An 18,691-nucleotide genomic window follows, 5' to 3' on the forward strand; every position below is an offset into this window, starting at 1 on the left:
TTAATGATCAATTTTTGGAAACACCCAGACTGCAAGCTTGATTTTTGTATTCGAAACGGTTTCTTTGAAATTTTAGACCGTTCCATTTATACACAGCAAAGCATTTACTTGAGTCATTGATGGCAATATCCGGCCAACCATGCTTTCCTAAAGTTGATAGAAACTCAGGCGTCCCATGACTGTTAAATATTCTTACCCATTGTTTATTGGTCTGTTGGGTAACAATATAAAATCCAATGCCTGTGTTTGCGTAGCAACCGATACCGCCATCGACTACAACGGCATCAGGACGACCATCTTTATTAAGATCACCATAATAGGAGATATTGCCAAGGCTACAGCGGCTTTCCCAGCCAAGATTAGTTTTTTGAAACTTTGCGCTTTTAAAAATTTGTATTGCCGTTTCCTCAGGCACTTGCGGAGCCGCAGCATAATTAAGCGAGGCCAAAAATAGTGATAGAACACCACCGCTGAATATTATTATATTTTTCATCATTATATCGATTTTTTGTGATTGAATTAATATTATTTTAAAAATATGTATTTTTATCAAGCTTTTGTTGTCATGCTATTGTATTCATCTTCTGGTTTAATCAGCATCTTAGGGATATCTAACTTATATCATTATAAATTTCAAATGCTTGATGTGTTGTTGGGTGATTTAATCAGTTGTAAATAAATGTTTAATATAAAATCAATTTTCGATTAAACGATCAATGAAGTGTATAAAAATGATGGTGTCTAAAACATATTGCAATTTTTTAGTGTATTTAATAGTGCTCTCTGGCTTTTGTCTATTTACTGAATCAGTGAGTGCGCAACCCAGCCAATATAAAATCTATAAATCTAAACTGTTGCAGTGTGGAGACGCAACTTTTCAAGTTATTTCACAATGCGATGATTCTCATGAGGGTGCAGAGTCAGGTAGTGCAGGTCCTTTTCGAGCATCATGTTTATCCAGTCAATTAGCGGTAAACTGGAAAGGTCAGCAAAAGATACTGAATTTTCCCATGGCAACAGCACAGCAGAAGAAAATATTAGCAAGTAAAGGCTATGCTTTAACACCTGTGATGAAAGTAGGGGATTGGTCACCACAGAGTTTAGCTTGTGGGCAAGCGACTGGTATTGCGGGGCATTTTGTGGTGATTAATCAGGCAACCACCAACGATATTAATCACGAATATCACGGCAAAGGTTCATTGAGTGATGAACCCGTTTTACTGAATTTAAACGGGACTTTTACCAGTGAAACACTTAAAGCAAAAATCTATGCTTTATTACAGCAAGACCAAGTGAAGATTTCTAAAGTGATTGGGGCAAATGCGATTTTTGCGGATGAGAAATAGATTTAACAGAGATAAATCCGTTTAATTTTGTCATCTGTTAAGAAGAAAGCAGATGCAGCACAGGTTTCTTCGAGGACATTGACTGAAACACCATCACCTTTAAACTTTAAATAATGTTTAGGGTCAATTTGTTCGTTAGCAAGAATATCGCCATTTTCACCAAAGCGATATTCTTCATCAACATAGATATTTGTTTTAGGTGCGACTTCGAACTTAGCAAAAATATCTAAATCATCACCTTCTTCATTATTTTGATAGTAATAAACTTTATCGCTGTCCGAAATACGGAATTCAAACAGATATTTCATGCCTTTTTTATTGGGATTTTTTAAAACTTGGAAAGCATCTAGTTTTCCATCTCCATCAAAATCGATGAGTAATGGCTTTTTGAGGTATGTCGTATCGACTGAATAACCTTGAGGGAGTGGTGTTGGATTATTGACGAGGTGGTCTGGCTCTGGATGAGCAGCAATCTCAATAGGTTCTGCTTTGGTTTGAGTTGATTGGGGTGTTTCTTGTTTGGCTGGCTTGCTTTCAGTTGCGGTGTTGGGTTTCTCATGACAGCCAATGAGAAAAATAAGGGTGAAGCATAATAAAATTTTGTTTTTCATAGAATTTGAATCATTCAATCATTTTGAATGTTGAAGATTCTATCTTAAAAATTGATTTTATGATGCTGAATGTCCTAAATTGGAGATATAGTCGTGTGTTTTATATGTGCCAGTTTGCTGTCTTATACTGATTCATCATCACAATGGGGAATATTTTGAACACATCAAATTCTGATCAAGCTTTATCTGTCGTGATTACAGGAGGTACGCGTGGAATTGGTTTTGCTTTGGCAGAAGCTTTTTTAAAGTTAGGTTGGTCTGTGATGATTTCGGCACGAAATGCAGCGCAGTTAAATCAAGTTGTTGCAGATTTTGCGCAACGCTATGCACCGAATAGAATTTATGGGGTGACCTGTGATGTGGCTCTATATGAAGATTTGCACAATTTATGGGAAGAAACAGTTTTAAGGTTTGGTCAGGTCGATGTTTGGATTAACAATGCCGGTACCTGTAATGCAGCAAGGGCATTTACCGAGATTGCTAGCTCAGATTTGGAAAGTGTAATCAAAACCAATGTACTTGGAACAATGTTGGGCTCTCAAGTGGCTTTAAAAGGAATGATGCAGCAAGGTTTTGGGCAAATTTTTAATATGGAAGGTTGGGGCAGTCGTGGCGAGTGGAGTGCGGGGATGACACCTTATGCAACCAGTAAACGAGCAGTTGCTTATCTGAATCATGCTTTAAATAAAGAAACCAAGAATAGTAATATTTTGATTGGAACACTCAGCCCCGGAATGGTGGCAACGGATTTATTGATTTCTTCTTGGCAACAAGGTGAAGTTAAAAACTGGCATAAAATGAAATGGTTATTTATGTTTGTGATTGACCCACCTGAGCAAGTGTGTGGTTATTTGGCGCAACGCATCAGTAAGAATAAGAAGAGCAATGCGCGTATTGTTTGGATGACACCATGGCGTTTGTTAATTCGATTTTTTCAACCTTATTATTGGAAAAGAAATCCTGTACAGGGGACGCCTTTGGATCAGCTTAAGGAATAGTGGTTTTAGTGTTATGAATTATTGCAATGATATTGAAAGAGCAGACCTCTCCCTAACCCTCTCCTGAAAGGAGAGGGAACCTCTTTGTGTATCAAATAACTATTCATTTCTCAAAGAGTATTCCTTCCACATTTTTGGGAAGATTGAGGTTGTGGAATTTATGCACACATTTTTAGTCACCTCTTTTTAACCCTCTCCTGAAAGGAGAGGTAACCTCTTTGTGTATCGTATAACTATTCAATTCTCAAAGAGTATTCCTTCCACATTTTGGGGGAATATTGAGGTGGTGGAATTTATGCAAATATTTTTAGTCGCCTCTCTTTAATTCTCTGTTGAAAGGAGAGAAACCTATTGTGTATCAAATAACGATAAAATTAGTAATGGAAGTCCCCTCTCCCCGTGGGAGAGGGCTAGGGCGAGGGAAAATAAAATGAAGCTAAACTCCAAATTATTAGAATACGCTAAATCTATGCGACACGATGCCACAGATGCCGAACATCGTATGTGGCAACTTTTACGAGCTCAACGATTTATGAATTTAAAGTTTCGTCGTCAGCATGTGATTGAGCCTTATATCGTCGATTTTTTCTGTCATGAATTGGGCTTAGTGGTTGAGTTGGATGGTGGTCAACATAATACAGATGTGGGCGTAGTTTATGATAATGGAAGAACTCAGTTTTTAGAGGCTTTGGGGCTTAAAGTTATTCGTTATTGGAATGATGATGTATTGAATCGCAGTGAGGTGGTATTGGCGGATTTATGGAATATCTGTATTGAATTGAAAGACACCTCTCCCTAACCCTCTCCTGAAAGGAGAGGGAACCTCTTTGTGTATCAAATAACTATTAAACTCTCAAAGAGTGTTTCTTCCACATTTTAGGGAAGATTGAGGTTGTGGAATTTATGCAAATATTTTTAGTTACTTCTCTTTAACCCTCTCCTGAAAAGAGAGGAAACCTCTTTGTGTATCGAATAACTATTCAATTCTCAAAGAGTGTTTCTTCCACATTTTAGGGAAGATTTAGGTGGTGGAATTTATGCACACATTTTTAGTTACTTCTCTTTAACCCGCTGCTGAAAGGAGAGGGAGCTTCATTGTGTATCGAATAATTATTAAACTCTCAAAGAGTGTCTCTGCCACATTTTTGGGGAAGATTGAGGTTGTGGAATGTTATGCACACATTTTTAGTCATTTCTCTTTAATTCTCTGTTGAAAGGAGAGAAACCTATGATGTGTGCTGAGAAAACAGGAGGTTTTAACTTGGTAAACTATAGACACTCATCAGGAGTTTACCATGAGCAAGAAACAGAAGACTTACACCGCAGAATTTAAAGTTGAAGCAATAAAATTGATTGAAGCCAATCAAGGCAATGTATCGGAAACAGCCAGACAACTTGGCATTTCAATGCAAACTCTTTCAAATTGGAATAATAAAGCAAAGACTGGCACCTTAGCAGGCACTAAACAATATTCACCTGATCTAAATGCCTTACTCGAAGAAAATAAAAAGCTCAAACAACAGCTCAAAACAGCTGAAATGGAACGTGAATTTCTAAAAAAGGCAGCAGCGTACTTTGCGAAAGAAAGTCAGTAAGGTACGCCTATATGAAACAGCAAAGATATTTATTCCCGATTAGCTTTATGGCTAGATTACTTCACGTTTCAGTGTCACGATTTTATGATTGGCTAAAACGAGGCATGAATAAAAGATTGGTTCAGCGAAATCAACAGACAATTTTGGTCAAAATAGCTCATGAGGAAACTAAACAAAGCTATGGCTATATTCGATTAACTAAGCATTTACAAGCGCAAGGTATCAAAATCAGTACGTATGCTGTACGTCAAATAAAAAAGCTCAACCAGCTGTATTGTAAGCGTCATAAGCGTTTCAAAAGAACTACGAAGAGTGATCATAATCGAGCGATCTACGCAAATTTACTAGAGCAACAGTTTTCAATGACTAAGCCCAATCTTGCATGGTCAAGCGATATTACATACATTTGGACTGCTGAAGGTTGGTTATACTTGGCAGCAGTAAAAGACCTGTACACGAAACAAGTGGTTGGCTATAGCTTAAATGAGCGTATGACCGCACAACTTGTTTGCAATGCACTGACTATGGCGATTCGTAATCAAAAACCAACGAAAGGCTTAATTATTCATTCGGACAGAGGCAGCCAATATTGCAGCCATGAATATCGAAAGATACTGGAAAAATGTGATTTTCAAGGTTCAATGAGCAAACGTGGGGACTGTTACGATAATGCACCGATTGAAAGTTTCTGGGGCATACTCAAGAATGAATTAGTGCATCATTGCAACTATAAAACCAGAGATGAAGCTAAAGCAGATATTACAAAATACATTGTGTTATTTTATAATCAGCGAAGAATTCAAAAGAGTTTGGATTTTAAAACGCCAAATCAAATAGCAGAGAACTTTTATCGGTTAGCTGCCTAGCATATCCCAAGTGAAAGTCTCCTGCTAATTCAGCACATATCACTATTGTGTATCAAATAACGATAAAATTAGTAATGGAAGTCCCCTCTCCCTGTGGGAGAGGGCTAGGGTGAGGGTAATTTTTGAAAAATTAGAGTGTATCAATTCGCTTTATTTTGCTAACTGGTCTTTAAGTTAAATGGATATGAAATTGTTGAATGCTGTACGGAAAAACATCATCAATCGAATATTTCTAAATCACCTTTCATTATGAGCAAAATAAACTCTTCAAAACTATTACAAACTTTATTATGCGTATTACAGATTTCATAAATGCCGAATTCATTGCCATGTTCATCTATTTTTACTGCATATGCAGTCATCCAGAGTAAGAATTCTGAAAAGACAAAACAATTTGCATGAGGAAAGTCTTCAGTCCCTTTTAAATCTTTTACAGGTCTAAATTCAGCTAAAGAAAAGAAAGAATAGCCCTCATCACCAAAATTGGCTTCACCTGTACCATTGAAGAAAATAAAATATTCTTTAAAAATTTGTGGAAGTTTAACTCCGTATTTTTGTTCAAATTTTAACGTTTCTAACAATGTAGTCGGTTGATTGATACATAAGTTTTGATTGATGAAATGTTGTTTTAATTTTTGAATAACCATAAATATTTTACAAAAAAAAGAAGGAAGCTTAATTAAGCTTCCTTCTTTAGAGGCAAAATTGCAAGCTTCGCTTAAAGCGCAGCAATCTGCTCCATATTGGCTTTAATCTTGGCTAACTGATCCACAAACTCAGCAAGTTTAACTTTTTCACCTTCAACAACAGCAGCAGGTGCTTTAGCCACAAAGCCTTCATTTGCAAGTTTTGAGGCAATTTGGTCATGCTGTTTTTGAACTTTGTCTAAGTCTTTTTGCAAACGAGCAAGTTCTGCTTTCGGATCAATCAAACCTTTCATTGGTACAAATACAGACACATGACCCACAACAGAAGATGAAGACAACGGTGGTTGCTCAGCATCGGTTAAGAAGGTAATGCTTTCAACTTTAGCCAAAGCTTTAAACAATGGTTCAATACGTGCAATCTGTGCTTTTTCAGCATCAGTCGCGTTTTGAAGCAATACAGGTAATAAACGTGCATTACCTAAGCCCATTTCGCCACGAATATTACGTACAGCGCCAATCAGGCCTTGTAGCCCAAGCATATCTGCTTCAGCCTGTTCATTGATACGTTCAGGATTTGGAACAGGGTATGGCGCAAGCATGATGGTTTCACCACTGATACCAATCATTGGTGCAAGGGTTTGCCAAATTTCTTCAGTTAAGAATGGCATGATTGGATGTGCAAGACGTAAAGACGCTTCCATTACAGAAAGAAGGACACGACGAACTTCAGCTTTACGCTCAGTTGATACGTTTTCATCATTTAGTACTGGTTTGGTCAGTTCTACATACCAGTCACAGTATTCATTCCAGATGAACTCATAAATCGCTTGAGCAGCCAAATCTAAACGGTAGGTTGCAAACGCTTGTTGAACGGCAGCTTCCGCTTTTTGTAAACGGCTGACAATCCACTGTTCAGGAAGTTCCCAAAGATCTTGACGGATTTCCTGACCAATTGGCTGTTGTTCACAGTTCATCATCACGAAACGGGTTGCGTTCCAGATTTTGTTGGCAAAATTACGATAGCCTTCAACACGTTTCATATCGAACTTAATGTCACGGCCTGTATTGGCAAGTGCACAGAAAGTAAAACGAACCGCATCTGTACCGTAAGCTTGAATACCTTCAGGGAATTCTTTACGTGTAGATTTCTCAATTTTTGGTGCATCTTTAGGATTCATTAACCCCGTCGTACGTTTTTGTACTAAGGTTTCAAGATCTACACCATCAATTAAATCTAATGGGTCAAGTACATTGCCTTTAGATTTAGACATTTTTTGACCTTCACCGTCACGAACCAAACCATGTACATACACGGTTTTAAATGGAACTTGCGGTGTGCCATCTTCATTTTTCATGAAGTGCATGGTCATCATGATCATTCGGGCAACCCAGAAGAAAATGATGTCAAAACCTGTTACCAATACATCCGTTGGGTGGAATGTATTTAAGAAATAGTTTTCTTTATCTTTTGCTTCATCACCGGTCCAACCCAGTGTAGAGAATGTCCAAAGACCTGAAGAGAACCATGTATCTAGTACATCTTCATCTTGGTTTAATTCAATATCAGCAGCGATATTGTTTTTCGCACGAACTTCTTCTTCAGAACGACCAACGTAGATATTGCCTTCGGCATCGTACCAAGCAGGGATACGGTGCCCCCACCACAATTGACGAGAAATACACCAGTCTTGAATGTTGTTCATCCAAGCCATATACATATTGCTGTATTGTTCAGGCACAAACTTAATATCGCCGTCTTTTACTGCTTTGATTGCAGGCTCTGCAAGAGGCGCAATTTTAACATACCATTGGTCGGTCAATAATGGTTCAATGATCACACCTGAACGGTCACCACGTGGTGGTTTCAGCGTATAGGGTTGAATTTGGTCTAACCAACCTTCAGCTTCAGCTTGTGCAACCAATTTTTTACGTGCAGCAAAACGCTCTAAACCGATATAGTCAGCTGGTGCAGGGATAGTTTTAGAAATCGCTTCGCCAGCTTTTGCGATAAACTCAAAATCAGCTAAAACTTCGGCATTTTTGTTGAAAATGTTGATGATTGCGAGTTCACAACGCTTGCCTACTTCATAGTCATTGAAGTCATGTGCAGGGGTGATTTTTACACAGCCGGTACCGAATTCTTTATCAACATATTCATCTTTAACAATTGCAACTGCACGACCCGTAATAGGTAGGATAATATTTTTACCAACAAGGTGTGCATAACGTTCGTCATCTGGAGCAACTGCAACAGCAGTATCCCCCAGTAATGTTTCTGGACGGGTGGTTGCAACCACTAAATAATCGTGGCCGTCTTGAGTACGTAGTGATTTATCCTCAAAGAAGTATTTGAAGTGCCACAATGAACCTTGTTCTTCTTTATCTGATTCAACTTCTAGGTCAGAAAGTGCAGTTTGTAGTTTAGGGTCCCAGTTTACCAAGCGTTTGCCACGGTAAATCAAACCTTGTTCATGCAGTTTTACAAATACTTCTTTAACCGCATTTGAAAGGCCATCATCCATGGTGAAACGTTCACGTGACCAATCTACAGATGAGCCAAGGCGACGAATTTGACGGGTAATTGTACCGCCAGATTGTTCTTTCCATTCCCAAATTTTATCGATGAATTTTTCACGACCTAAGTCATGACGACTAATGTCTTGAGCTGCCAATTGACGCTCAACCACCATTTGCGTTGCAATACCCGCATGGTCAGTACCCGGTTGCCATAAAGTATTTTTACCAGACATACGGTTGTAACGTGTCAAGGCATCCATAATGGCATTGTTAAAACCATGACCCATGTGCAAGCTACCCGTGACGTTCGGTGGCGGAATCATGATACAGAATGAATCGCCTTTACGAGACGGTTGGAAATAACCTTTCTCTTCCCAAGTCTTGTACCATTTTTTCTCGATCTCGGTAGGATCGTAGGTTGTAGCAATATTTTGCGCTGAATCAGTCATAGTAAAAACAGATCAAAAGTAAGTAAAAAATTGCATTCATTGTAGCAAATATTCATTAGGAATGTTGATTCCTGTTATGGCATATTTACCTTGAATTAAATGCAGCAATCAAAACATGAAAATACATGATGCATTTGTTGTTGTTATTAATCTTAAATATGACAAATGTTGGATATTGTGGGGTTTTAACTGAGTCATATTTACAAATGCGTGTTTTAGATATTTGATTTATTGAGAGTATTTGTGATTGATATTCAACAAATAGCAGCAGTTAAAGACAATGCAAGATATTTCAAGTTTTGCTAAGATCAAAATTGAATAGGACAAAACAACAAAAGGACAGATAACAATGCAGTATAAAATCGATTTATTGATTAAACAGCAGACGTACCAAGAGTTAAAAAGCATTACCCAAAGTTTAAATCATGGCGAAAAAAGTGATCTGGCAAAACAATTAGGTAATGTCTTTACGGAAATGTCATGCCAAGTGCTAGATCAAGTCTTTGGTGCTTTGCTTGAAGAGCAACGGAATAACTCTGCGCTAGATGCGAATGGTCAGAAGAAACTCAAAGAAGCAGAACAAATTTTTACGCAGATTGAAGGGGCTTTTAAAAAATATATGCCGTGGTCGATTTCGTTGTTTAGTAATGATCGTTTAAAACCTGTGGCAAATCATATTCTTAAAAAGTTTGAAGATTCTGATGCAAGCCAAGTGGTGATGTACTACCAATTAGACAGTCATCTAGGTAAAGAGGCGACCAGTAATATTCAAAAGGTCATTCAAGGGGATACCAGTGCTTTGCCTGTGACACTAAAAAATTTGGTTAAAATTATTGACCTCGGTGTATCAGAGTTTATTCGGGATCCTAAGACTTTGTTAAAATTTAACTTTGTGGTTGATAAAACCTTAAATGGTGTGATCAATATGATCACCAGTACAGGCTATAAGCGCTTAGAAAAAGTTGGCGATGAATACAATCCTCGCAATGTAGAAAAAGCGCAACATTATGCAGCGCACTTTAAAAAGTTTTTAGTTGAGGCTTAATCTCTAAAAAGGGAGGTTTGATTGATTTGGTGCGCCACGTGGTCTAATATTTATTCACCATATTCAAGAGCATAATAAAATGGAAAGCTTAGAAGGAAAGGTGGTTTGGATTACAGGCGCATCTTCAGGGATCGGTAAAGCCTTGGCTGCTGAATGTGCTTTGCAAGGTGCACAAGTGGTTTTAAGCGCAAGACGTTTAGAAGAACTTGAAAAAGTTCGTATAAGTCTGCTTAACCCAGATCATCATATTTCCGTGGCAATGGATATTACTGATGAAGCGCAAGTACGCCATGCCTATGAACAAGTCTTAGAGGAAAAAGGGCGTATTGATTGGTTGATCAACAATGCGGGCTTAAGCCAAAGGGCGTTGATTGCAGATACCAGTATGCAAACTGAACGTGCAATTATGGAAATTGATTACTTTTCTCAAGTGTTTTTGACCAAATTGGATTTACCAACCTTTTTAGCTCAAAAATCTGGGCGAATTGCATATATTTCTAGCGTTGCAGGCTTATTGGGGACGCAATATCGTGCATCTTACTCTGCAGCAAAAGCAGCGATTCATATGTGGGCAAACAGTTTACGCGCAGAAGTGACACAAGATGGTGTTAATGTTTCTGTTATTTTCCCTGGTTTTGTGAAAACCAACGTATCTTTCAATGCTTTAAATGGTGCTGGGAAAGCACAAGCCCATCAGGATGAAGCCATTGAAAATGGTTTAGAAGCCGATGATTTTGCGCAGAAAACGGTTTCTGCTTTATTAAAAGGTCAAGAATATATTGTCGTGGGTGGGCGTAAAGAAAAATTGGGTGTGTTGGTTTCTCGCCTATCACCATCGACACTTTATAAAATGATTCGCAAGATGAAAGTAAAGTGATTAAAAATTAACAACTTTTGTATGTATTGATAAGGCGTTTATATATTGTATAAGCGCTTTTTCTTAATATATTCCGTCTCTATCTATAAGTACAAAAAACCATGTTAAACCTCATGAAAATAATTGTTAAAATCATCAGTCTACAATTTATATTGATCAGTGCAGTTTATGCAAATATTTGTGATGATACTCAAGTTGTTGCGCAAATATTAAAGCAGGCTAAAATTGTAAAGCTTGAACAGTCTTTAATCGACTGTAAACTCGATCCGGTCGATAATTCAAATATGATCATGGCTTATGCGCAATGGATTGCTGTAAAAGGAAATGCAGAAGAAAGGGATTATGCTTTATACTTATTTAAGTTTAATCCAAAAAATTTAAAGGTGATTTATCACTATGCTGTTGCAGAACGCATGGTTTCGGACGCAATTAGCTTAAATTCTATTGAGCTGGATACTGCGAATTATAAAGTCACTGATTCAAATCGAGCTTTGGGTCTAAGATTAAACTACTCAGGTCACTCACAACCCTTTCCTTTTTCTATGCAAGTTTTAAACTTATATGACCTTAAAAATAAACAACAAATTCTGGACAGCTTGATTGTGACACGTAATCGGGCAGAAATAGATATGCAGTGTAATGCAGATATTGAAGAACGCGCTTCAACCTTAGTGATGCAGTCAACCCAAACCAAGAAATATACGGATATTTTGGTCAATAGCAAAATTAAACGCTACCAGACGCAAGTGATAAACGAGGATTGCCAAGAAGTTAATCATCAATTATCGCAACAACGGTTTGTCTTAAAATTTGATGGGAAAAAATATCAATTTGCTAAAAGTTTTAAAGATGAATATCAGTACTGATAGACAATACTGTCAATAATATCAATAAGACTAAGTCATTGCAGCGTAAAGCTGACGATGAAACATTCATCTTCTGGTTAGTGAGCTAAAAGATGAATGCTTTTAAAATAACAGGGTATTTAATGGCTATAAATGAAATATTTAATGTGTTTTATTGAAGTAGTTTAATAATAATTCAGCATTTTTGCCTCTTAATTGCCATGACATACAGCGCACTCCACCACCCATATGGCACACCTGTGCAGAGTGAATTGGAATGACAGTTCGTTTGGTTAGATGACGAATTTGCTGTAATGCCAGTGCATCTTGTTTAATACCAAATTGCGGAAAATAAATACGCTCAGGCGTAACCAGCATATTGGTATATAAACCACAAGCTGAACCAAATTTCTCATCATAAATTTCACTACCATCATAAGGTGTGGTGATTTCATGAATTTTGATATCTGGAATACCGCGTTTTAAATCAATTTTTAACTGTTTGGCGTAGTCGGGGTCTTCAGGATAGGTGTTAATCACTAACGTATTCTGATCTATAAAGCTTACGACACCATCCGCATGTTCTAAACCACCTTGTTCATCTGCTTCAATAAATGCAATATGTTTAGCACCTGTCAAACGGATCAGCTGTGCTCTAGCTTGGGTTTCGGTTAAATGATTGTCAGCTAAGAACTTGGTGCTTAACACAACATTGCCATAACCATCTTCAACCCAATTACCGCCATCATTGAGCAGTTGAGTCTGGGTAAATTTTAAACCAGCTTTTTGACTATAGGCTTTAAAGTCTGCTTGAACATCATCAGAAATGGCTTGAGCTTTTTTGGTTCCACCTTGTCCTGCTGCGGTATACCGAAAAAGAATAGGCTGATTTGGATTGGCACTGCTAAAATCACGCATCCAAATATCTTGCATAGGCGCGATGGTGACATGTTGTTTACCCAGTGCTTTGACATAATCAGGGTAAAGTTGTTGATCGGTTAAGATCATCACATTGTCACCATTTTGGATAATTTTCTTTGCATAATCGACATGAAAATCAAAAATATCATCGATTTTTTCTGCATAGTATTTATCCTGACTTTGTGGTGAAGCCAATACAATCAATTCTGCATTTATTGTGAATGGAAGCATAGACAGTAATCCAATACTTATTTTAAGTGCTAAAGCTTTCATGATATCTAACCTGTTTATGAAGTTAAGATTCTTTCATTTTTGTTATGGTCAAGGTATTTCATGATTTTTACATCACCAGAATACAAAATCAAACCGTCCAACAAAGATCGTGTATTCTAATGAAAAAATCATGATGATTATTTAAAAAGAGGAGGGAGATTAAGTTGCTGTTCCATAGGCAAAGACTTCAACCATTCCACCTTGCATACCGAGTTCTGTGGTACTTAAACGTAAGCCCATAATATGCGTAGCTCCAATATTTTCAGCTTCCTGTTTTAATCTAACAATTGCCTCTCGACGTGCGCGATCGACGACACTCTCATAGGTGGTTAAACGACCACCAAAGAAGTTCTGAATTTGCGCAATAATATATTTAAAATAATCATGCGAAATCACCACATTACTACTGATAAGTTGCCCTTGCTTTTCAGAGACTTGGAACTTATTGGTATCAATCCGAATATGGGCAAGCCGTTGTTCATTGTCTGCCAATTCTTTTAAATGCTTTTGTTCAATAAAACGTCCAAAACCCCAACCAATAAAAAACAGAACCAGTGTGAGCCCAATTTTAAAAATTAAACCATCCATCTGTTTCGCCTATTTTGAAAATGGGTCAGGAAGTTGAGTTGTGGTCGGTTCAACAATGACCGCAGTACCATAGACAAAAAGTTCTGATGCACCTTGTGCAATATTAGAGGTGGAAAAACGGATTCCAACAATTGCATTGGCACCTAAACCATGTGCTTTTTCAATCATACGATTCATGGCTTCTTGGCGCGATTCTTCTAATAACTCGGTATAGCCTTTGAGTTCACCACCGACAATATTTTTTAGACCAGCCATAAAGTCACGTCCAACATGTTTACTACGGACGGTACTTCCATAAACGACATCAAGCTGTTGCTTTATGACATGTGCTGGAACAGTTTCTAAATTACTGAGTTTCATTTTAAATATTCATTGATGATGTCTTGCTTCAAACATAGGAAATTATCTATCAAAAAGCAATAAAAAAAGCCCACCGAAGTGAGCTTTGATCATCAAACTGAGATTAACTGACTTTTTTATCTTTTGAATGATATTTCAATTCAGATGAAGAGGCCGGTTGTGCAATTTGATCCGCAGTGTTGGCTTTTAGACCACCACCAAGGGTTTTATAAACTTCTACCTGATTGTTTAAGTTCGCTTGCTCTAATAGCAATAAACCTTGTTCAGCAGAGTAAGACGTACGTTGAGCATCTAAAACAGTTAAGTAACTATCAATACCAGCACGGAAGCGGGCATTTGAAAGTTTATAGGTTGTATTGGTTGCATCAACTAAACGTTTTTGAGCAGAAAGACGATCACCAATATTTTGGCGAGTCGCTAATGCATCATTGACTTCACGGAAAGCAGATTGAATTGATTTTTCATAGTCAGATAACGCAATTTGTTGATCTGTTTCTGAAATCTTAATGTTCGCTTTACGTGTGCCCCAATCCCATAACGGAATATCAAGACTAGGACCTAAAGACCAAACGAAAGCACCTGATTTAAATAAATCACTTAAATCAGTAGATGCATAACCTGCAGTACCCGTCAAACTGATGGTTGGGAATAAGCGTGCTTTCGCAGCACCGATATTCGCACCAGCAGCAGAAAGTTGGTATTCAGCCGCTTTGACGTCTGGACGGTTGTTCAGCAAGTCACTTGGTAAACCTGATGCGAACGCAGCATTTGAAGTAATACGCGTTACACGTTGTGTTGGCAATAAGTTGTCTGGAACTGATTGTCCAACAAGTAGATTTAGCAAGTTCTGAGCTTGTGCAATTTGAGTCTTATAATTGGCAACATCATTACGTGCAGTTTCAACAGAAATCTGAGCCTGACGAACAGGCACTTCACTGTCAATACCGACATCAAAACGTTTTTTGTTGAGGTTATAAGAGTCAAGCTGCGCTTTTAATGTTTGGTCAGCAAGCTTAAGTTGTGCACTGGCAAAAGAGTAATTTAGCCAAGCTTGCGCAACTTGACTAATTAAGCTGATTTGCGTTGCATCACGCGCACTTGCAGTCGATAAATAAGTATCAAGCGCATTGTCTTTTAAACTTTTTACTCGACCCCAGAAGTCTAACTCATAAGCAGTTACACCAAGGCCAACATTATAACGTGTTTGAGCACCTACACCTTGATCCTGACGTAATAGACCACCACTTGCACCAATCGTTGGTAGCTGATTGTTTTCAGTGATTTGATAGGCTTGTTGAGCACGTTGAATGTTCAATGTTGCTGTACGTAAATCACGGTTATTGGCTAAAGCAAGATCAAGTACTTGAAGTAAGCGTTGATCTGCAAAAAACTCTTTATAACCTTGTTCAGCAATAGATGTACCACCGTTATTTTGAATATAACCAGTTGGTATGTTCGCCTGAGCTACGGGTTCTGGGCCACGCATGCTTTGACACGCTGTCAAAGCAAGCGCAAGTGCAGATACCGCAATGCTACGACCTGAAATAGACCATACTTTTTGCATCACGATTTATGCTCCTGAATATTTTGATTTTTAGGTTTGTACTTAAAGATACTACGAATCCATACGAAGAACACAGGAATAAAGAAGATACCTAAAAGTGTTGAGCTAATTACACCACCCAATACACCATAACCGACTGAGTGTTGGCTACCAGCACCCGCACCGCTTGATAAAGCAAGTGGCAATACACCGAAACCGAACGCTAAGGTTGTCATGATAATTGGACGTAAACGCATTTTTGCAGCATGCAATGTCGCTTCAAACAATTCTTCGCCTTGTTCTTGCAACTCTTTTGCAAACTCTACAATCAAAATCGCATTTTTTGCAGACAAACCGATGACTGCAACGATCGCGACTTGGAAGTAGATGTTAAATGATAAGTTAGGATCACCTTTGATGACCATGCCCAACCAAGTTAACGTAAATGCACCAATAACACCTAATGGTACGACCAGCAATACTGAAACTGGAATTGACCAACTTTCATATAAAGCTGAAAGGCAAAGGAACACGATAAGCAATGAAAGAATTAAAAGCGGAACAGTTTGACTGCCAGATTCACGTTCTTCTAAAGACAGACCCGTCCATTCATAGTCGAAACCTGTTAAGCCCATAGACGGTAACTTACCAATAATTTCTTCCATAGCAAGCATCGCATCTCCCGAACTTACGCCCGGTGCTGGTGTACCTTGAATGTTTGCAGAAGCTACACCGTTATAACGCTCGAGACGAGGTGAACCATAAGTCCATTGGCCTGTTGCAAATGCAGAGAATGGAACCATAGTGCCGCTATTATTACGTACATACCATTTGTTTAAGTCTTCAGGCATCATGCGAGCGCTTGATTCGCCTTGAACATAAACTTTTTTCACACGACCACGGTCAACGAAGTCATTGATATAAGAACCACCCCAAGCCATGCTCATGGTCGAATTAATATCTGCAATACTAACCCCCATTGCACCAGCTTGCGCTTGGTCAACGTTGATTTGATATTGAGGGGTATCTTCTTGTCCATTTGGGCGAACACCAGCAAGACGTTTGTCTTGAGAAGCCATACCTAAAACAGCATTACGTGCAGCAACCAATTTCTCGTGGCCTTGACCACTTGCATCTTTTAATTGGATGTCAAAACCTGATGAAACACCTAATTCTGGCATTGCTGGTAATTGCAATGGCATGATGTAAGATGCATCTTTGACAATCATATTCAGTGCCATACCACGTTGGATAATGGCGCCAATTTGTGATTCAGGTGTGGTACGTTCACTCCAGTCTTTCAACTTCATAAATGCTAAACCAGCATTTTGCCCAACCCCAGTAAACGAGAAACCAGAAACTGTAAAAATCGTATCTACGTTTGCTTTTTCCTTGTTTAAGAAGTAATCGGTCATGGTCGTGATGACTTTATCTGTCCGTTCAAGGCTGGCACTTGGTGGTAACTGAACCAATGTCATAACCATCCCTTGGTCTTCTTCTGGTAGGAAAGAAGAGGGGAGCATTTTATACAGTCCGACTAAGGCAACAATTACCGCAACGTAGATCACACCAGAGAAGATCTTATGATGGGTCATACGATTGACACCACCTTGGTATTTCTCAGCTACTTTATCAAAGCTACGGTTAAACCAACGGAAGAAACGCGCAAAAATATTATTGCTTGGTTCTTGATTTGGATCATGCTGTTTTAACAATGTCGCACAAAGCGCAGGGGTAAAAGTTAAAGCAACGATTAATGATAAAACCATTGCAGTAACGAGCGTGATCGAGAACTGACGGTAAATTACCCCTGTAGTACCACCGAAGAATGCCATTGGCACAAATACGGCAGTCAATACGCTGGTAATACCTACCAAAGCACCTGAAATTTGTTTCATCGACTTTTCAGTGGCTTCAACTGGACCCGTATGCTCTTCTTGCATCACCCGTTCGACGTTCTCAACCACAACGATGGCATCATCGACCAATAGACCAATTGCCAGTACCATGGCGAACATGGTTAAGGTATTGATTGAGAAGCCGAAAATATTAATAACTGCAAATGTCCCCAGTACAACCACAGGAACTGCCATTGTTGGGATAATCGTTGCGCGCCAGTTCTGTAAGAACAAGAACATCACAAAGAATACAAGAACGATTGCTTCAATTAACGTGTGTACCACACTTTCAATTGAAAGTTTGATAAATGGTGTGGTGTCATAAGCAAGCTTATCTTTCAGACCATCTGGGTAGTTTTTACGGAGTTCACTGAGGCGTTTTTCTACAGCAGCGGCTGTATCAAGTGCATTTGCACCTGTTGCTAATTTAATCGCTACACCGCCAGCAGGCTTACCATTAAATTTAGAATCAAATTGGTAGTTATCTGAGCCGAGTTCTACACGTGCAACATCACTTAAACGAACCTGAGCACCCGAAGCGGTATTTTTCAGGAAAATATTTTTAAACTGTTCAGGTGTCGTCAACATGCTTTGTGCATTGACAGTCGCATTGAGGACTTGACCTTGTACCGCTGGAGCACCACCCAATTGACCTACAGCCACTTGTGAGTTTTGCGCACGAATGGCAGCAGCAATGTCACTTGGTGTAACTTGCAAACTGGTCATTTTAGCTGGGTCTAGCCAGATACGCATTGCATATTGACCACCAAAGACTTGAATTTCACCTACGCCTGCAACACGACTCAGTGGTTCAGAAATATTTGAGTTTACATAGTCTTTAATGTCAGCCCCAGACAGGCTGCCATCTGGCGAATAAAATGCAAGTACTTGCATAAAACTCGCGCCAGATTTGGTCACTTTTATCCCTTGACGTTGTACATCTTCAGGTAACAGTGCAGTCGCTGATTGTAATTTGTTCTGTACTTGAACCTGTGCAATGTCTGGATCAATACCTTGTTCAAAATTCAGGTTGATTGATGCTTGACCATTACCCGCACTGTTCGATGAGATATAACGTAAACCATCTAGACCATTCATTTGTTGTTCAATGATCTGAGTTACCGTGTTCTCAACAGTTTGTGCAGAAGCGCCAGGATAAGTTGCAGAAATTGTCACCACAGGCGGAGCAATTGTTGGATACTGAGCAACAGGCATTTTTGTCAGCGTCAGAATACCCGCCAACATAATTACCAGTGCAATCACCCACGCAAAAATGGGGCGATGAATAAAAAATTGAGCCATATTCGTCTAC

The 18,691-nt window shown here is 38.7% G+C and carries 16 protein-coding genes; 7 read left to right on the top strand and 9 right to left on the bottom strand.

Annotated features, from left to right (window positions below; all coding sequences use genetic code 11):
* Positions 1–7: 7 nt before the first annotated feature.
* On the bottom strand, positions 8–553 hold the full coding sequence (locus MTO68_RS04950) for a hypothetical protein (RefSeq protein WP_244015294.1): 546 nt from the start codon (positions 551–553) through the stop codon (positions 8–10).
* A gap of 178 nt (positions 554–731) precedes the next feature.
* On the opposite strand from MTO68_RS04950, the gene MTO68_RS04955 reads away from it, so the two are divergent.
* Positions 732–1,346 (top strand): hypothetical protein, encoded by a 615-nt coding sequence (locus MTO68_RS04955; RefSeq protein ID WP_244015296.1) that lies wholly within the window; start codon positions 732–734, stop codon positions 1,344–1,346.
* Positions 1,347–1,348: 2 nt separating this feature from the next.
* Here MTO68_RS04955 and MTO68_RS04960 read toward each other — a convergent pair whose 3' ends face one another.
* Positions 1,349–1,957: a hypothetical protein gene (locus MTO68_RS04960; protein WP_244015297.1), complete on the bottom strand. Its 609-nt coding sequence runs from the start codon at positions 1,955–1,957 to the stop codon at positions 1,349–1,351.
* A 143-nt stretch (positions 1,958–2,100) separates the two neighbouring features.
* Here MTO68_RS04960 and MTO68_RS04965 point away from each other — a divergent pair, with 143 nt between their 5' ends.
* From MTO68_RS04965 to MTO68_RS04975, 3 genes are all read left to right on the top strand, one after another.
* The gene (locus MTO68_RS04965; protein ID WP_244015298.1) at positions 2,101–2,955 is read left to right on the top strand and encodes an SDR family oxidoreductase; all 855 of its coding nucleotides are present in this window, start codon (positions 2,101–2,103) and stop codon (positions 2,953–2,955) included.
* Positions 2,956–3,385: 430 nt separating this feature from the next.
* Complete coding sequence (locus MTO68_RS04970) at positions 3,386–3,754, top strand: endonuclease domain-containing protein (RefSeq protein ID WP_244015299.1); 369 nt, start codon at positions 3,386–3,388, stop codon at positions 3,752–3,754.
* Positions 3,755–4,250: 496 nt separating this feature from the next.
* Positions 4,251–5,416 (top strand): IS3-like element ISAba21 family transposase gene (locus MTO68_RS04975; RefSeq protein ID WP_085947552.1). Its coding sequence is split into 2 segments (ribosomal slippage): positions 4,251–4,509 and positions 4,509–5,416, totalling 1,167 coding nucleotides; the frame shifts between segments, so codons are not numbered across the junction.
* Positions 5,417–5,634: 218 nt separating this feature from the next.
* Here MTO68_RS04975 and MTO68_RS04980 read toward each other — a convergent pair.
* Both MTO68_RS04980 and MTO68_RS04985 read right to left on the bottom strand, forming a co-directional pair.
* A complete protein-coding gene (locus MTO68_RS04980; RefSeq protein ID WP_244015300.1) occupies positions 5,635–6,063 on the bottom strand; it encodes an SMI1/KNR4 family protein in 429 nt (142 codons plus the stop codon).
* 71 nt (positions 6,064–6,134) lie between these two features.
* Positions 6,135–9,029, bottom strand: a complete 2,895-nt coding sequence (locus MTO68_RS04985; RefSeq protein WP_209826696.1) for a valine--tRNA ligase — start codon at positions 9,027–9,029, stop codon at positions 6,135–6,137.
* 349 nt (positions 9,030–9,378) lie between these two features.
* On the opposite strand from MTO68_RS04985, the gene MTO68_RS04990 reads away from it, so the two are divergent.
* From MTO68_RS04990 to MTO68_RS05000, 3 genes are all read left to right on the top strand, one after another.
* Positions 9,379–10,074 carry a hypothetical protein gene (locus MTO68_RS04990; protein ID WP_239046331.1) on the top strand — a complete coding sequence of 232 codons (696 nt, stop codon included), beginning with the start codon at positions 9,379–9,381 and terminating at the stop codon, positions 10,072–10,074.
* A gap of 79 nt (positions 10,075–10,153) precedes the next feature.
* Positions 10,154–10,951 (top strand): SDR family NAD(P)-dependent oxidoreductase, encoded by a 798-nt coding sequence (locus MTO68_RS04995; RefSeq protein WP_244015302.1) that lies wholly within the window; start codon positions 10,154–10,156, stop codon positions 10,949–10,951.
* 101 nt (positions 10,952–11,052) lie between these two features.
* Entirely contained in the window at positions 11,053–11,817 is a 765-nt protein-coding gene (locus MTO68_RS05000; RefSeq protein WP_347814808.1) for a hypothetical protein, read from the top strand.
* A gap of 141 nt (positions 11,818–11,958) precedes the next feature.
* Here the strand turns inward: MTO68_RS05000 and MTO68_RS05005 are convergent, their stop codons facing one another.
* From MTO68_RS05005 to adeJ, 5 genes are all read right to left on the bottom strand, one after another.
* Positions 11,959–12,990, bottom strand: coding sequence for an agmatine deiminase family protein (locus MTO68_RS05005; protein WP_244015305.1), 1,032 nt, complete (start codon positions 12,988–12,990; stop codon positions 11,959–11,961).
* A gap of 159 nt (positions 12,991–13,149) precedes the next feature.
* Complete coding sequence (locus MTO68_RS05010; protein ID WP_004819543.1) at positions 13,150–13,578, bottom strand: heavy metal-binding domain-containing protein; 429 nt, start codon at positions 13,576–13,578, stop codon at positions 13,150–13,152.
* 9 nt (positions 13,579–13,587) lie between these two features.
* Complete coding sequence (locus tag MTO68_RS05015; protein ID WP_004819546.1) at positions 13,588–13,938, bottom strand: YbjQ family protein; 351 nt, start codon at positions 13,936–13,938, stop codon at positions 13,588–13,590.
* A 103-nt stretch (positions 13,939–14,041) separates the two neighbouring features.
* Entirely contained in the window at positions 14,042–15,502 is a 1,461-nt protein-coding gene (adeK, locus tag MTO68_RS05020; protein ID WP_004722574.1) for a multidrug efflux RND transporter AdeIJK outer membrane channel subunit AdeK, read from the bottom strand.
* Positions 15,502–18,681 (bottom strand): multidrug efflux RND transporter permease subunit AdeJ, encoded by a 3,180-nt coding sequence (gene adeJ / locus MTO68_RS05025; protein ID WP_034615665.1) that lies wholly within the window; start codon positions 18,679–18,681, stop codon positions 15,502–15,504. Before adeJ ends, adeK begins: the two co-directional genes overlap by 1 nt.
* Positions 18,682–18,691: the final 10 nt, after the last annotated feature.

Source organism: Acinetobacter sp. NyZ410, assembly GCF_022828975.1.
Taxonomy (GTDB): domain Bacteria; phylum Pseudomonadota; class Gammaproteobacteria; order Pseudomonadales; family Moraxellaceae; genus Acinetobacter; species Acinetobacter guillouiae.

Coding starts and splice junctions, on each gene's coding strand:
- MTO68_RS04970 (WP_244015299.1), top strand. CDS start 3,386: ATGAAGCTAAACTCCAAATTATTAGAATACGCTAAATCTATGCGACAC.
- MTO68_RS05015 (WP_004819546.1), bottom strand. CDS start 13,938: ATGAAACTCAGTAATTTAGAAACTGTTCCAGCACATGTCATAAAGCAA.
- MTO68_RS04980 (WP_244015300.1), bottom strand. CDS start 6,063: ATGGTTATTCAAAAATTAAAACAACATTTCATCAATCAAAACTTATGT.
- MTO68_RS04965 (WP_244015298.1), top strand. CDS start 2,101: ATGGGGAATATTTTGAACACATCAAATTCTGATCAAGCTTTATCTGTC.
- MTO68_RS04990 (WP_239046331.1), top strand. CDS start 9,379: ATGCAGTATAAAATCGATTTATTGATTAAACAGCAGACGTACCAAGAG.
- MTO68_RS04995 (WP_244015302.1), top strand. CDS start 10,154: ATGGAAAGCTTAGAAGGAAAGGTGGTTTGGATTACAGGCGCATCTTCA.
- adeK (WP_004722574.1), bottom strand. CDS start 15,502: ATGCAAAAAGTATGGTCTATTTCAGGTCGTAGCATTGCGGTATCTGCA.
- MTO68_RS05005 (WP_244015305.1), bottom strand. CDS start 12,990: ATGAAAGCTTTAGCACTTAAAATAAGTATTGGATTACTGTCTATGCTT.
- MTO68_RS04955 (WP_244015296.1), top strand. CDS start 732: ATGATGGTGTCTAAAACATATTGCAATTTTTTAGTGTATTTAATAGTG.
- adeJ (WP_034615665.1), bottom strand. CDS start 18,681: ATGGCTCAATTTTTTATTCATCGCCCCATTTTTGCGTGGGTGATTGCA.
- MTO68_RS04985 (WP_209826696.1), bottom strand. CDS start 9,029: ATGACTGATTCAGCGCAAAATATTGCTACAACCTACGATCCTACCGAG.
- MTO68_RS05010 (WP_004819543.1), bottom strand. CDS start 13,578: ATGGATGGTTTAATTTTTAAAATTGGGCTCACACTGGTTCTGTTTTTT.
- MTO68_RS05000 (WP_347814808.1), top strand. CDS start 11,053: ATGTTAAACCTCATGAAAATAATTGTTAAAATCATCAGTCTACAATTT.
- MTO68_RS04960 (WP_244015297.1), bottom strand. CDS start 1,957: ATGAAAAACAAAATTTTATTATGCTTCACCCTTATTTTTCTCATTGGC.